This window comes from Rathayibacter sp. AY1E2, assembly GCF_002932325.1.
Classification (GTDB): Bacteria; Actinomycetota; Actinomycetes; order Actinomycetales; family Microbacteriaceae; genus Rathayibacter.
In genome coordinates, this window is record NZ_PSVO01000001.1 from 234,885 (window position 1) to 247,707 (window position 12,823).

The window sequence follows — 12,823 nt, forward strand, 5'->3', positions numbered from 1 at the left end:
ACGTCGTCAGAGGCAGGCGGCCGAGCGGCTCAGGCGAACCAGAGGCCGAGCTCGCGCGCGGCCGACTCCTCGGAGTCGGACCCGTGCACGAGGTTCTGCTGGACCTTGAGGCCCCAGTCGCGGCCGAGGTCGCCGCGGATGGTGCCGGGCGCGGCCGTGGTCGGGTCGGTGGTGCCGGCGAGGGCGCGGAAGCCCTCGATCACGCGGTCGCCCGCGATGCGCAGGGCGACGATCGGGCCGCTCTCCATGAACTCGACGAGCGGCTCGTAGAAGGGCTTGCCCTCGTGCTCGGCGTAGTGGGCGGCGAGCAGCTCGCGGTCGGCCTCGACGAGCTTCACGTCGACGAGGGAGTAGCCCTTCGCCTCGATGCGGCGGAGGATCTCGCCGGTGAGGTTGCGGGCGACGCCGTCGGGCTTGACGAGGACGAGGGTCTCCTGGGTGGCCATGGTTCAGCGGTCTCCTTCGGTGGGGTCGGTGGGCTCCGCCGCCCGGCGCGTCTGAGCGTCGAGGCGGGTGCCGGTCACCATGCAGTACGTCCACAGCGCCACGAAGGCGGCGCCGATCACGTACATGATCGGGACCAGCAGGCCCGAGGCCACGATAACGAACTGGAGCACCCAGCCGATGCCAAAGCCGACCGGCCGGTTCAGCAGGCCCAGAGTGGCGACGAGCGCGAGGCAGACCACCGCTCCCCCGACCAGCACGACCACGGGGTCGGCCGCCTTCAGCCCGAAGGCCACCAGGGTGGCGAGGAAGACGATGACCGCCTCGAAGCCGAGCACGATCGAGCCGAGGCTCTCCCGGACGGTCCGCGAGCGCCGCGGGCGCCCGGCCCTCACGCGCCCAGCCAGTTCTCGTCGCGGGCCGCGGTGATCGTGCGGCCGACGAGGGTGATCGAGCCCGTGACCAGCAGGGCGCCCTTGTCGGTGCGCGCCGCGAGGACGCGGCCGGCCGTCAGAGCACCCAGCGGGTCGTCGGCGACGCGGACCGCCTCCTCCGGGAACACGGTGCGGGCGAGCGCGGCGAGCTCCTCGGCGGGCATCGCCCGATCGCTCGGCGCCGTGGTCACGATCAGCTCGTCCACCACGGGGCGGAGCTCCCGGAGGATCCCCTCGGCGTCCTTCTCGGCCAGCACGCCGAGGACGGCCGTCACGCGGTCGAAGTCGAAGTAGCGGCCGAGAGCGGCGGCGAGGGACGCGGCCCCGTGCGGGTTGTGCGCCGCGTCGACGACGGTGCGCGGAGCGAGTCCGACGAGCTGCAGGCGGCCCGGGGAGGTCGCGGCGGCGAAGCCCTCGTCGAGGACGTCGCCGGTGAGCTCCTGCGTCCCGCCTCCTAGGAACGTCTCGACCGCGGCGACGGCCACGGCGGCGTTCTCGGCCTGGTGGTCGCCGAAGAACGGCAGCAGCAGCTGCTCGTACGTGGTGACGAGTCCCCGGACGGTGACGACCTGGCCGCCGACGGCGACGGTCGTCGACTCGACGTCGAACTCCGCCCCCTCGACGACGATCGTCGACTCGGTGGCCTCGGCCGCGTGCCGCAGCACCGCCTCCGCCTCCGGGACCTGCCTCGCGGAGACCACCGAGGCGAGCGGCTTGACGATGCCCGACTTGGTGCGCGCGATCTCCTCGATCGTCGAGCCGAGGCGGTCGGTGTGGTCGAGGGCGATCGGCGTGAAGACGGCGACCTGCGCGTCGGCGACGTTCGTCGAGTCCCACTCGCCGCCCATCCCCACCTCGACGACGGCCACATCGACCGGCGCGTCGGCGAAGGCCGCGTAGGCCAGGACGGTGATCGCCTCGAAGAAGGACAGCGGCGCCTCGCCCTGCGCGGCCAGCTCGGCGTCGGTCATCCGCAGGTACGGCTCGACGTCCTGCCAGTTGTCGGCGAGGCTCCGGTCCGAGATCGGCTCTCCGTCGATGACGATGCGCTCGTTGAAGCGCTCGAGGTGCGGACTGGTGAACAGGCCCACCCGCAGCCCGTGGGCGCGCAGCAGGCTCTCGATCATCCGGCTGGTCGAGGTCTTGCCGTTGGTTCCGGCGATCTGGATCACCGGGTAGGCGCGCTGCGGGTCGCCGAGGATCTCGACGGCGCGCCGGGTCGGAGCGAGGCGCGGGCGGACGCTCGCCTCGCCCAGGCGCTCCAGCAGCGCGGCGTAGACGGCGTCGGCGGCCGCGCGGTCGGCGTCGTCCGGCTCGAACGGATCAGACATCGGCGGCCTCGACCTTCTCGACGCGGATGATGGCGGTGCCCGCGGGGCCGAAGGCGATCGCGCCCTCGCCGCCCTCGAGAGCCGTGGTGAGCGGAGTGAACGCGCATCCGGTCGCGAGGGTCTCCTCCGCGATCCAGAGCGCGTGCGGCTCGAGCGCCTGCAGGCTCGGCTCGTCGAGCACGACCTCCAGGACGATCCGGTCGCTGACCTCGAACCCGGCCGCCTTGCGGGCGTCCTGCACCGCGCGGATGAGGTCGCGGGCGAGCCCCTCCGCTTCGAGCTCGGGGGTGGTCGCCGTGTCGAGGAGCACGAAGCCCCCGCGCGGGAGCAGGGCGATGGCGCGGTCGTCGCCGGCCGAGCCGCCGACCTCGAGCGTGAGCTCGTACTCGCCCTCGACCAGGTCGACGCCGCCGGCGGTGACGACGCCGTCCGTCTCGCTCCAGTCGCCGGCCTTGGCGGCCCTGATCACGGTCTGCACGCCCTTGCCGAGCCGGGGCCCGGCGGCGCGCGCGTTGACCGCGAGACGGGAGGTGACGCCGTAGTCGGCGGCGCTGGAGTCGACCAGCGGCACCAGCGACACCTCCTTCACGTTCAGCTCGTCGCGGAGGATCGCCTCGAACGGCGCGAGCTCGGCGGCGTCCGCGACCACCACGGTCAGGCGCGCGAGCGGCAGGCGGACGCGGAGCCCGGCCTGCTTGCGGAGGGAGAGCGCGGTGGACGAGATGCCGCGGACAGCGTCCATCGCGTGCACGAGCGCCGGGTCGGCGGGGAACTCGTCCGCCTCCGGCCAGTCGGTGAGGTGGACGCTGCGGCCGCCGGTCAGGCCCTGCCAGATCTGCTCCGTGACGAGAGGCAGGAGCGGGGCGGCGACGCGGCACACGGTCTCGAGGACCGTGTAGAGCGTGTCGAACGCCTCCGATCCGCGGCCGTCCTCGTCGACGCCCTGCCAGAAGCGGTCGCGGGAGCGGCGCACGTACCAGTTCGTGAGCACGTCGCTGAAGTCGCGGAGCGCGGCGGCCGCGAGCGTGGAGTCCAGCGCCTCGAGCCGGCCGGTCACGGTCTCGACCAGATCGCGGGTCTTGGCCAGCAGGTAGCGGTCGAGGACGTCCTCGGAGCCGGTGCGCCTGGTCGCCTCGTAGCCGCCGCCCGCCGAGGCGTTGGCGTAGAGGGAGAAGAAGTACCAGGTGCTCCACAGCGGCAGCAGCACCTGGCGGACGCCCTCGCGGATGCCCTCCTCCGTCACGACGAGGTTGCCGCCCCGGAGGACCGGGCTCGACATCAGGAACCAGCGCATGGCGTCGGAGCCGTCGCGGTCGAAGACCTCGGCCACGTCCGGGTAGTTGCGCAGCGACTTGGACATCTTCTGCCCGTCGTTGCCCAGCACGATGCCGTGGCTGACCACGTTGCGGAACGCCGGGCGGTCGAAGAGCGCGGTGGAGAGCACGTGCAGCGTGTAGAACCAGCCGCGCGTCTGCCCGATGTACTCGACGATGAAGTCCGCCGGGTTGTGGGTGTCGAACCAGTCGGCGTTCTCGAACGGGTAGTGCACCTGGGCGAAGGGCATCGATCCGGAGTCGAACCAGACGTCGAGGACGTCGCTGATCCGGCGCATCGTCGAGCGCCCGGTCGGGTCGTCGGGGTTCGGGCGGGTCAGCTCGTCGATGAACGGCCGGTGCAGGTCGTCCGGGCGCACGCCGAAGTCGCGCTCCAGCTCGTCCAGCGAGCCGTAGACGTCGATCCGCGGGTACTCCGGGTCGTCGCTCTTCCATACCGGGATCGGCGAGCCGAAGTAGCGGTTGCGGCTGATGGACCAGTCGCGCGCGCCCGAGAGCCACTTGCCGAACTGGCCGTCCTTGACGTTCTCGGGGACCCAGGTGATCTCCTGGTTGAGCTCCTCCATGCGGTCGCGGATCGCGGTGACGCGGACGAACCAGCTCGAGACCGCCTTGTAGATCAGCGGGTTGCGGCAGCGCCAGCAGTGCGGGTACGAGTGCTCGTAGCTCGCCTGGCGGAGCAGCCGGTGGCCCGCGCGCAGGAGCTGCGTGAGGGGCTTGTTCGCGTCGAAGACCTGGAGGCCGACGACCTCGCTGATCTGCGGCAGGAAGCGGCCGCCGTCGTCGACCGAGATGATGACGGGGATGCCCGCCGCCTCGCAGACCTTCTGGTCGTCCTCGCCGTAGGCGGGCGCCTGGTGCACGATGCCGGTGCCCTCGCTGGTGGTCACGTAGTCGGCGACGAGGATGCGCCACGCGTTCTGCGTGCCCCAGGCCTCGGTGTCCGCGTAGTGGTCCCAGAGGCGGTCGTAGCTGATCCCCTCGAGCTCGGAGCCGCGGTGGGTGCGCGAGACGGCGGCCAGGGCCGACTCCGCGTCCGGATAGCCGAGGTCCTTCGCGTAGGCGCCGACCTGGTCGATGGCGAGCAGGTACTCGGCCGAGAGCTCGCGCTCCTCGGGCTCGCCCCTGCCGTCGGCCGCGCCGTTCGGGCCGGCGGGGACGACCGCGTACTCGATGTCCGGCCCGACGGCGAGCGCGAGGTTCGTCGGCAGCGTCCACGGCGTCGTCGTCCACGCGAGAGCGCGGACCGCCGTCAGCTGGAGCGCCTCCGCCGTCTCGCCGACCAGCGGGAAGGTGACGGTGACCGTCTGGTCCTGCCGCATCTTGTAGACGTCGTCGTCCATCCGCAGCTCGTGGTTCGAGAGCGGCGTCTGGTCGCGCCAGCAGTACGGCAGCACGCGGTGGCCCTCGTAGGCGAGGCCCTTGTCGTAGAGCTGCTTGAACGCCCAGATCACCGACTCCATGAAGGTGGGGTCGAGCGTCTTGTAGTCGTCGTCGAAGTCGACCCAGCGCGCCTGGCGGGTGACGTAGTCCTGCCACTCCCCGGTGTAGCGCAGCACCGACTCCTTCGCGGCGGCGTTGAAGGCCGCGACGCCCATCTCCTCGATCTGGGACTTGTCGGTGATGCCGAGCTGCCGCTCCGCCTCGAGCTCGGCGGGCAGGCCGTGGGTGTCCCAGCCGAAGCGGCGGTGCACCTGGCGTCCGCGCATCGTCTCGAAGCGGGGGAAGACGTCCTTGGCGTAGCCGGTGAGGAGGTGCCCGTAGTGCGGCAGGCCGTTGGCGAACGGCGGGCCGTCGTAGAAGACCCACTCCGGCGCTCCCTCGCGCTGCCGGATCGACTCCTGGAAGGTGTCGTCCGCCTTCCAGTACGCGAGCACGCGCTCCTCGATCTCGGGGAAGCGCGGCGACGGGGACACGCCCCGGCCGAACGCGGAGCCCTCGGCGGGCTCGGCTCCGTGCGGGGTGGGCGGGGTCAGGGGGTAGGTCACGTGCGGTCTCCTGGCAGTGCTGCTGGTCTGCACGAGGACGGCCCGCCCGGATCTCAGACCCCGGGCCGGGTCGCGGTACCACCTCGCTTGGACCGGTCGGCCGGTCGCTCCCGGAGGAGTGCCCGCTGACGCGTTCCCACTCGATCGGCTGTCACGGGCCGCACCCGTCCGGGTCTACTGGGCGCAGGCCGGAGCCGGCGCCGTTCTTCCGGAGACTCACCGGTGATGGCCGGGTCGAAGTCGTCCGGCGCTATCCTAGCGCGTCGGGGGAAGCGGAGCAGGAGCGGGTCATGGTGCGAGGAGTGCAGCGCGGACGGCCCCGCGCGTCGTCGCGCTCCATGCTCGAGGACGCCGCACTGGACCTCTTCGTCGAGCAGAGCTACGCGGGCACGACGATCGAGCAGATCGCCCAGCGCGCGGGCGTCTCGCGCAACACCTTCTTCAACTACTTCGAGTCCAAGAGCGACGTCTTCTGGGTGCTGGTCGACGACCGGCTGGCCGAGCTCCCGGAGGCGCTGGCCGAGACGGCGGCAGAGGCGCCGGTGATGGACGCGCTCGGCGACGCGCTGCTCGCGATCGGCTCCGGCTTCGGACCCGCGACGGTGCCGTGGGTGCTCACCCAGTCCGACATGATCGGCAGCGTCCACGAGCTGCAGGCGTCGGCCCTCGGCCGCCTCGCGCGGCAGGCGGCCGTCATCGCCCGCTTCGTGGAGGAGCGGAGCGCGCGCGCGCTGCCCTCGCACCTCTCGCGCGCCATCGCCTACGCGAGCGTCGGAGCCGCGGTGGCGGCCGTGCAGGCCTGGGCCGCGGCGGGCCCCACCCGCGGCGAGCTCGTGCCCTATCTCGACGAGGCGCTCGCGCCCGTCCGCGCCGGCTTCGCCCCCGTCGTCGACTGACCCGGCTCCCGCCGCTCCGGTAGAATCGTCGCGGCCGGCGGGCGACTCGCCCCGGAGCCCCATCCAGGCACCATCACCACCGACACGGTGCCGCCCATAGCGAACCGGAGCATCATGACCCTCGCCGACCGCCTCCCCGCGAAGCCCGCCCTCGAGGGCCTGGAGGGCACGTGGGGCCTCCGCTGGCAGACCGACGGGACCTACCGGTTCGACCGCACCGGCCTCACCCGCGCCGACGTCTACTCGATCGACACCCCGCCGCCCACCGCCTCCGGGTCGCTGCACATCGGGCACGTCTTCTCCTACACGCACACCGACGTCGTCGCGCGGTTCCAGCGGATGCGCGGCAAGAGCGTCTTCTACCCGATGGGCTGGGACGACAACGGCCTGCCCACCGAGCGCCGCGTGCAGAACTACTACGGTGTGCGCTGCGACCCGACGCTCCCCTACGAGCCCGGCTTCACGCCTCCGTTCGAGGGCGGCGACAACAAGAGCAGCAAGGCCGCCGACCAGAAGCCGATCTCGCGCCGCAACTTCGTCGAGCTGTGCGAGCGCCTCACCGTCGAGGACGAGAAGCAGTTCGAGGACGTCTGGCGGGCCCTCGGCCTGTCCGTCGACTGGTCGCAGAGCTACCGGACCATCGGCGACGAGTCGCAGGCCGCCTCGCAGCGCGCCTTCCTCCGCAACCTCGCCCGCGGCGAGGCCTACCAGGCGCAGGCCCCGACGCTCTGGGACATCACCTTCCGGACCGCCGTCGCCCAGGCGGAGCTCGAGGACAAGGACCAGCCCGGCGCCTACCACCGCCTCGGCTTCCACCGCGACGGCGGCGAGGACGTCTTCATCGAGACGACCCGTCCCGAGCTGCTGCCCGCCTGCGTCGCCCTCGTCGCGCACCCCGACGACGAGCGCTACCAGGCGCTGTTCGGCACCACCGTCCGCACGCCGCTCTTCGACGTCGAGGTCCCGGTGCTCGCGCACCACCTCGCGCAGAAGGACAAGGGCTCGGGCATCGCGATGATCTGCACCTTCGGCGACATCACGGACGTGGTCTGGTGGCGGGAGCTCGACCTGCCCAACCGTGCGATCATCGGCTTCGACGGCCGCCTGATCTCGGAGGCTCCCGCCGCGATCACGAGCGACGCGGGCCGCGCCGCCTATGAGCAGCTCGCCGGCAAGACCGTCTTCTCCGCGAAGCAGGCCGTCGTGGCGCTGCTGAAGGAGTCCGGCGAGATGGTCGGCGACCCGCGCCCCATCACCCACCAGGTCAAGTTCTTCGAGAAGGGCGACAAGCCGCTCGAGATCGTGTCGACCCGCCAGTGGTACATCGGCAACGGCGCTCGCGACGCGGTGCTCAAGGAGCGCCTGCTGGAGCTCGGCCGCGACGTGCGCTTCGTGCCGGAGTTCATGCGCGTCCGCTACGAGAACTGGGTGAACGGCCTCTCCGGTGACTGGCTGATCTCGCGCCAGCGCTTCTTCGGCGTGCCGATCCCGGTGTGGTACCCGCTCGACGGCGACGGCAACCCCGTCTTCGACTCCCCGATCGTGCCGGACGAGGCGGCGCTGCCGGTGGATCCCTCCAGCGACCCGGCCCCCGGCTACTCGGAGGACCAGCGCGGAGCGGCGGGCGGCTTCCAGGGCGAGCTCGACGTGATGGACACCTGGGCGACCTCCTCGCTGACCCCGCAGCTCGCGGGCGGCTGGGAGCGGGACGACGAGCTCTGGCAGCTGGTCGCTCCCTACGACCTGCGCCCGCAGGGCCAGGACATCATCCGCACCTGGCTCTTCTCGACCCTCCTGCGCTCGCAGCTCGAGGACGGCCGCGCCCCGTGGAGCACGGCGACCGTCTCCGGCTTCATCGTCGACCCCGACCGCAAGAAGATGTCGAAGTCGAAGGGCAACGTGGTCACTCCCGCCGCGATGCTCGAGCAGCACGGCTCGGACGCGGTCCGCTACTGGGCCGCCTCCTCGCGCCTGGGCACCGACGCGGCCTTCGACCCGCAGAACCCGACGCAGATCAAGATCGGCCGCCGACTGGCGATCAAGATCCTCAACGCGGCGAAGTTCATCCACGGCTTCCCTCTCGCCGAGGGCGCCGAGGTCACCGACCCGCTCGACCTCAGCATGCTGGCCACCCTCGACACCGTGGTCGCCGAAGCGACGACGGCGCTCGAGAACTACGACCATGCCCGCGCCCTCGAGACGACGGAGGCGTTCTTCTGGACGTTCTGCGACGACTACCTGGAGCTGGTGAAGGAGCGCGCGTACAGCGAGGACGGCGCGTCCGCCGCGGCCGCCCTGCACCGGGCGCTCGACGTCCTCCAGCGCCTGTTCGCGCCGTTCCTGCCGTTCGCGACGGAGGAGACCTGGTCGTGGTCGCACGACGACTCGGTGCACCTGCGCCCCTGGCCGGCCGTCGAGGGCCTGGGCGGCGACCCCGCTGTCCTGGCAGCGGCGAGCTCGGTCCTCACGGCCATCCGGCGCGCGAAGACCGATGCGAAGGCCTCGCAGAAGACGCCGGCCCGCTCCGCACTGGTGACGGCGCCCGCCGAACTCGTCGCGTCCCTCCGGCTCGCCGCGGGAGACCTCGCGGCCGTCGGCAGGATCGCGGCGCTCGACTTCGCCGAGGGCGACGCCCTCGCGGTCGGCATCGAGCTCGAGACCGAGGCGTAGCGCCGCTCCCGGGAGGCGGGAATGGTCCCGCCTCCCTCCCCACCGTCGAGAGGACCCCTCCCATGCAGCTCGGAACCCGCTGGTCGGTCGGCCAGGTGCCGCCGCAGACCCTCCCCGAGATCGTCGTCACCGCCGTCGGCGACGTCGAAGGCGAGCTCGCCGCGGCCGGCACGGCGACCGCCGACTGGCGCTGGACGCTCACCTGGCTCGAGGGCAGGCCCGTGCTCGAACTCGACGACGGCACGACGATCACCTACCGTCCCGACGAGGACGCTGCCTACATCACGCAGCCGCAGGGCCGCGTGGAGGGCGAGGACGACGACGACTGGGGCTGACGCCCCTTCGCGGCGCGGTCGTCGAGTCCGGTGAGCGCGCGCGTCCTGCGATCCTGAGTCGGAGCCCTCTCCCTCGCTCGCGCTCTAGGCTCGCAGGATGAGCGCTCCCGATCTCGTCGCCGTCCTGCTCGAGCCGAGCGGACTCCCCCACGGGCTCCCCGACTTCGCCGCCGTCGACCCCGAGGCCTACCGCCCGGCGTTCCTCGAGGCCCTCCGCCGGCACCGCGCCGAGATCGACGCGATCACCGGCGCCTCCGAGCCGCCGACCGTCGAGAACACCCTCGTCGCCCTCGAGCGGGCGGGCCGCGAGCTGCGCCGGGTGAGCGCCGTCTTCTTCACCGTCGCCGCCTCCGACCGCACTCCGCTCACCGACGCTCTGGCGGCCGAGCTCGCTCCGCTGCTCTCGGCCCACAGCGATGCGATCAGCCTCGACCCGCGCCTGTTCGCCCGGCTCCGCGCTCTCGCCGAGCAGTCGACGGAGCTCGACCTCGACGCCGAGACGACCTACCTCCTCGAGCGGAGGATCACCGGGTTCGAGCGCTCCGGTGCGCTCCTCGACGACGCGGGGAAGGCACGGCTCGGCGAGCTGAACGAGCAGCTGTCGACCCTGACCACGCGCTTCGAGAAGGATCTGCTCGCCGAGTCGAACGACCGGGCCGTCCTCCTCGACGACGTCGCCGGTCTCGACGGGCTCGACGAGTCCGACGTCTCGGCCGCCGCGCGCGCCGCCGCCGACCGCGGCGTCGACGGCTGGCTGATCACCCTGCCCCTCTACTCCGGCCACCCCTGGCTCGCGCGTCTGCGCGACCGCGGCGTCCGCGAGCGCGTCCTGCGCGCCTCTGTCGGCCGCGGTGCGGAAGGCGGGCCGCACGACACCACCGCGACCCTGCAGCGGATCGTCGCGCTGCGGGCCGAGCGCGCAGCTCTGCTGGGCGCGGCCTCGCACGCCGAGTTCGTGATCTCGGGCCAGACCGCGGGCTCGCCGGAGCGCGTCCTGTCGCTGCTGCACGAGCTCGCCGCTCCCGCCGCCCGGAACGCGAGGATCGAGCTCGAGCGGATGCAGGCCTCCGCCGACGCCGAGCAGGACGCCGCCGGAGCGCCGCGCTTCACGATCGAGGCGTGGGATCGTGCCTACTACGAGGAGCGCGTGCGGTCGGAGAGCTACTCCGTCGACTCCAGCGCACTGCGTCCCTTCTTCGAGCTGGAGCGGGTGCTCCGGCACGGCGTGTTCGCCGCCGCCACCGGTCTCTACGGCGTCCGCTTCTCGGAGCGGAGCGACCTGGCCGGCTACAGCGAGCACGTCCGCGTGTTCGAGGTGCACGAGGAGGCCGGGACCCCGCTGGGCCTGTTCCTGCTCGATCCCTTCACCCGCGACTCGAAACGCGGCGGGGCGTGGATGAACTCCCTCTCCAGCCGCACGTCGCTGCTCGGTGACTCCGCCGTCGTCGTGAACAACCTGAACCTGTCGGCTCCGGGCCCGGGCGAGCCCGCCCTTCTCAGCCTCGACGAGGTGGAGACGCTGTTCCACGAGTTCGGGCACGCCCTGCACGGCCTGTTCGCGAGCACGCGGTACCCGCGCTTCGCCGGAACCGCGGTGTTCCGGGACTTCGTCGAGTTCCCGAGCCAGGTGAACGAGACGTGGGTGCGCCGCCCCGGGCTCCTCGCCGAGTACGCCCGCCACGTCGAGACCGGCGAGGCCCTGCCCGCGGGGACCGTCGAGCGCCTCGAGGCGTCCGCGCTGTGGGGCGAGGGCTTCGCGACGAGCGAGTACCTGGCGTCCGCCCTGCTCGACCTCGCCTGGCACTCCCTGCCGGCCCCGGTCGAGCCGCGCGACGCGGCCGCCTTCGAGCGCGACGTGCTCGACGGCGCGGGCCTCCTCCTTCCCGCCGTGCCGCCCCGCTACCGCAGCACGTACTTCGCGCACGTCTTCTCCGGCGGCTACTCCGCGGGCTACTACTCCTACATCTGGAGCGAGATCCTCGACGCGGACACGGTCGAGTGGTTCGAGGAGAACGGCGGCCTCGACCGCTCGGCGGGCGAGCGCTTCCGCCGCGGGGTGCTCGAGCTCGGCGGCTCCCGCGATCCGCTCGACGCGTACCGCGCGTTCCGCGGGCGGGATGCGCGGACCGAGCCGCTGCTCGCGCGCCGCGGCCTCCTCTAGCGGCGCCGGGGGACGAGCCAGGCGAGGAGGACGAGTCCCACGACCAGGCCCCAGAACGCCGATCCGATCCCCGCGATGGTCGTGCCGGAGGCGGTGACCAGGAGCGTCGCCGCCGCCGGCAGCCGCAGCCGCGCGTCCTCCACAGCGGCCTGCACCGCCGACACGAACACCCCCAGCAGCGCCAGACCGGCGACCGCCTCGATCAGCAGCGGGCTCGCGGAGGACACCAGCGCGGCGGCCGCTCCGGCGAACACGCCCAGCACGAGGTAGGAGGCGCCCGCCGAGACCGAGGCGACCCAGCGCTGCTCCGGCCGCGGCGAGGCCTCGGGACCCGCGGTCAGCGCGGCGCTGAGCGCGGCGTAGTTGATCGGCACGCCGCCGAAGATCGCCGAGACCCCGGAGAGAGCACCGGTCGAGACGATCCCGGGACGCGAGTGGGCCGCGAAGCCGAAGCTCGTCAGCACCGCGATGCCCGGGATGTTCTGCCCGGCCATGGTGACCACGTAGAGCGGCAGGCCGATCCCGACCATCGCTCCGATCTCGAACACCGGAGCGACGAACTGCGGCACGGGGAGCAGCGGCGCACCGGCGAGTGCCGCGCCGTCCGTCACGATCAGCAGCACGATCGCCAGGGCGATCGCGGCCGGCACCGCCCAGCGGGGCAGGAGCCGCAGGAGCAGCAGCCAGAGCAGGATCACCGGCAGCGCGAGTAAGGGGATCTCGACCGCCGCGCGCACCGGCGCCAGGACGAGCGGGAACAGGATGCCCGCGAGCATGGCGTTCGCGAGCGGCCGCGGGATGCGCGCGACGAGCCTCCCGAGCGCCGGCCACAGCCCGGTGACCACCAGCAGAGCGGAGGCGACCAGGAACGCCCCGACCGCGCGGTCGAAACCACCGGGGAGCGTCGCGGTCGCGGCCAGCAGGGCGGCTCCCGGCGTGCTCCAGGCGAAGGTCATCGGCACGCGGTAGCGGATGCTCAGCACGATGCAGAGGACCCCCTGCAGCACGCAGACCGCGAGGAGGCCCGACGCGGCCTGCGCGTCGGTGGCGCCCACCGCGACCACCCCGGCGAGCACGATCGCGAACGAGCTCGAGAAGCCGGTCAGGGCGGCGACGATCCCGGCGAGCAGCGGCTGGACGATGGCGGAGCCTCCCGGAGGATCGACCGGCACCGAGGCGACCGGACGCGCCGTCGGCGCGCTCCGCCAGGTTAGGGAAGCGGGAGCGCCT

Annotated in this window: 9 protein-coding genes; 4 read left to right on the plus strand and 5 right to left on the minus strand. The window is 72.6% G+C overall.

The window, feature by feature from the left end; all coding sequences use genetic code 11:
* Window positions 1-29: 29 nt before the first annotated feature.
* From ndk to ileS, 4 genes are read right to left on the minus strand one after another with little or no spacing between them, the layout of a single operon-like run.
* A complete protein-coding gene (gene ndk, locus C5C49_RS01025) occupies window positions 30-446 on the minus strand; it encodes a nucleoside-diphosphate kinase (protein WP_104223686.1) in 417 nt (138 codons plus the stop codon).
* A 3-nt stretch (window positions 447-449) separates the two neighbouring features.
* Window positions 450-839: a DUF4233 domain-containing protein gene (locus C5C49_RS01030; protein ID WP_258068338.1), complete on the minus strand. Its 390-nt coding sequence runs from the start codon at window positions 837-839 to the stop codon at window positions 450-452.
* Window positions 836-2,209 carry a folylpolyglutamate synthase/dihydrofolate synthase family protein gene (locus C5C49_RS01035; RefSeq protein WP_104345213.1) on the minus strand — a complete coding sequence of 458 codons (1,374 nt, stop codon included), beginning with the start codon at window positions 2,207-2,209 and terminating at the stop codon, window positions 836-838. Before C5C49_RS01035 ends, C5C49_RS01030 begins: the two co-directional genes overlap by 4 nt.
* Window positions 2,202-5,531 carry an isoleucine--tRNA ligase gene (ileS, locus tag C5C49_RS01040; protein WP_374953838.1) on the minus strand — a complete coding sequence of 1,110 codons (3,330 nt, stop codon included), beginning with the start codon at window positions 5,529-5,531 and terminating at the stop codon, window positions 2,202-2,204. The genes C5C49_RS01035 and ileS overlap by 8 nt, the downstream gene beginning before the upstream one ends.
* A 290-nt stretch (window positions 5,532-5,821) precedes the next feature.
* Here ileS and C5C49_RS01045 point away from each other — a divergent pair, with 290 nt between their 5' ends.
* From C5C49_RS01045 to C5C49_RS01060, 4 genes are all read left to right on the plus strand, one after another.
* Window positions 5,822-6,427, plus strand: a complete 606-nt coding sequence (locus tag C5C49_RS01045) for a TetR/AcrR family transcriptional regulator (RefSeq protein WP_104345214.1) — start codon at window positions 5,822-5,824, stop codon at window positions 6,425-6,427.
* Window positions 6,428-6,541: 114 nt separating this feature from the next.
* Window positions 6,542-9,097, plus strand: coding sequence for a valine--tRNA ligase (gene valS / locus C5C49_RS01050; RefSeq protein ID WP_104345215.1), 2,556 nt, complete (start codon window positions 6,542-6,544; stop codon window positions 9,095-9,097).
* 62 nt (window positions 9,098-9,159) lie between these two features.
* Window positions 9,160-9,432, plus strand: a complete 273-nt coding sequence (locus C5C49_RS01055) for a hypothetical protein (protein ID WP_104328453.1) — start codon at window positions 9,160-9,162, stop codon at window positions 9,430-9,432.
* A gap of 97 nt (window positions 9,433-9,529) precedes the next feature.
* On the plus strand, window positions 9,530-11,593 hold the full coding sequence (locus C5C49_RS01060; protein WP_104345216.1) for a M3 family metallopeptidase: 2,064 nt from the start codon (window positions 9,530-9,532) through the stop codon (window positions 11,591-11,593).
* Here the strand turns inward: C5C49_RS01060 and C5C49_RS01065 are convergent.
* Entirely contained in the window at window positions 11,590-12,765 is a 1,176-nt protein-coding gene (locus tag C5C49_RS01065; protein WP_104345217.1) for a benzoate/H(+) symporter BenE family transporter, read from the minus strand. The two genes, C5C49_RS01060 and C5C49_RS01065, sit on opposite strands and share 4 nt — an antisense overlap.
* Window positions 12,766-12,823 lie beyond the last annotated feature (58 nt).

What these genes read in the sequence shown, in the direction of transcription:
- ndk (WP_104223686.1), bottom strand. Translation starts at nt 446, where the DNA reads ATGGCCACCCAGGAGACCCTCGTCCTCGTCAAGCCCGACGGCGTCGCC.
- C5C49_RS01035 (WP_104345213.1), bottom strand. Translation starts at nt 2,209, where the DNA reads ATGTCTGATCCGTTCGAGCCGGACGACGCCGACCGCGCGGCCGCCGAC.
- C5C49_RS01045 (WP_104345214.1), top strand. Translation starts at nt 5,822, where the DNA reads ATGGTGCGAGGAGTGCAGCGCGGACGGCCCCGCGCGTCGTCGCGCTCC.
- valS (WP_104345215.1), top strand. Translation starts at nt 6,542, where the DNA reads ATGACCCTCGCCGACCGCCTCCCCGCGAAGCCCGCCCTCGAGGGCCTG.
- C5C49_RS01055 (WP_104328453.1), top strand. Translation starts at nt 9,160, where the DNA reads ATGCAGCTCGGAACCCGCTGGTCGGTCGGCCAGGTGCCGCCGCAGACC.
- C5C49_RS01060 (WP_104345216.1), top strand. Translation starts at nt 9,530, where the DNA reads ATGAGCGCTCCCGATCTCGTCGCCGTCCTGCTCGAGCCGAGCGGACTC.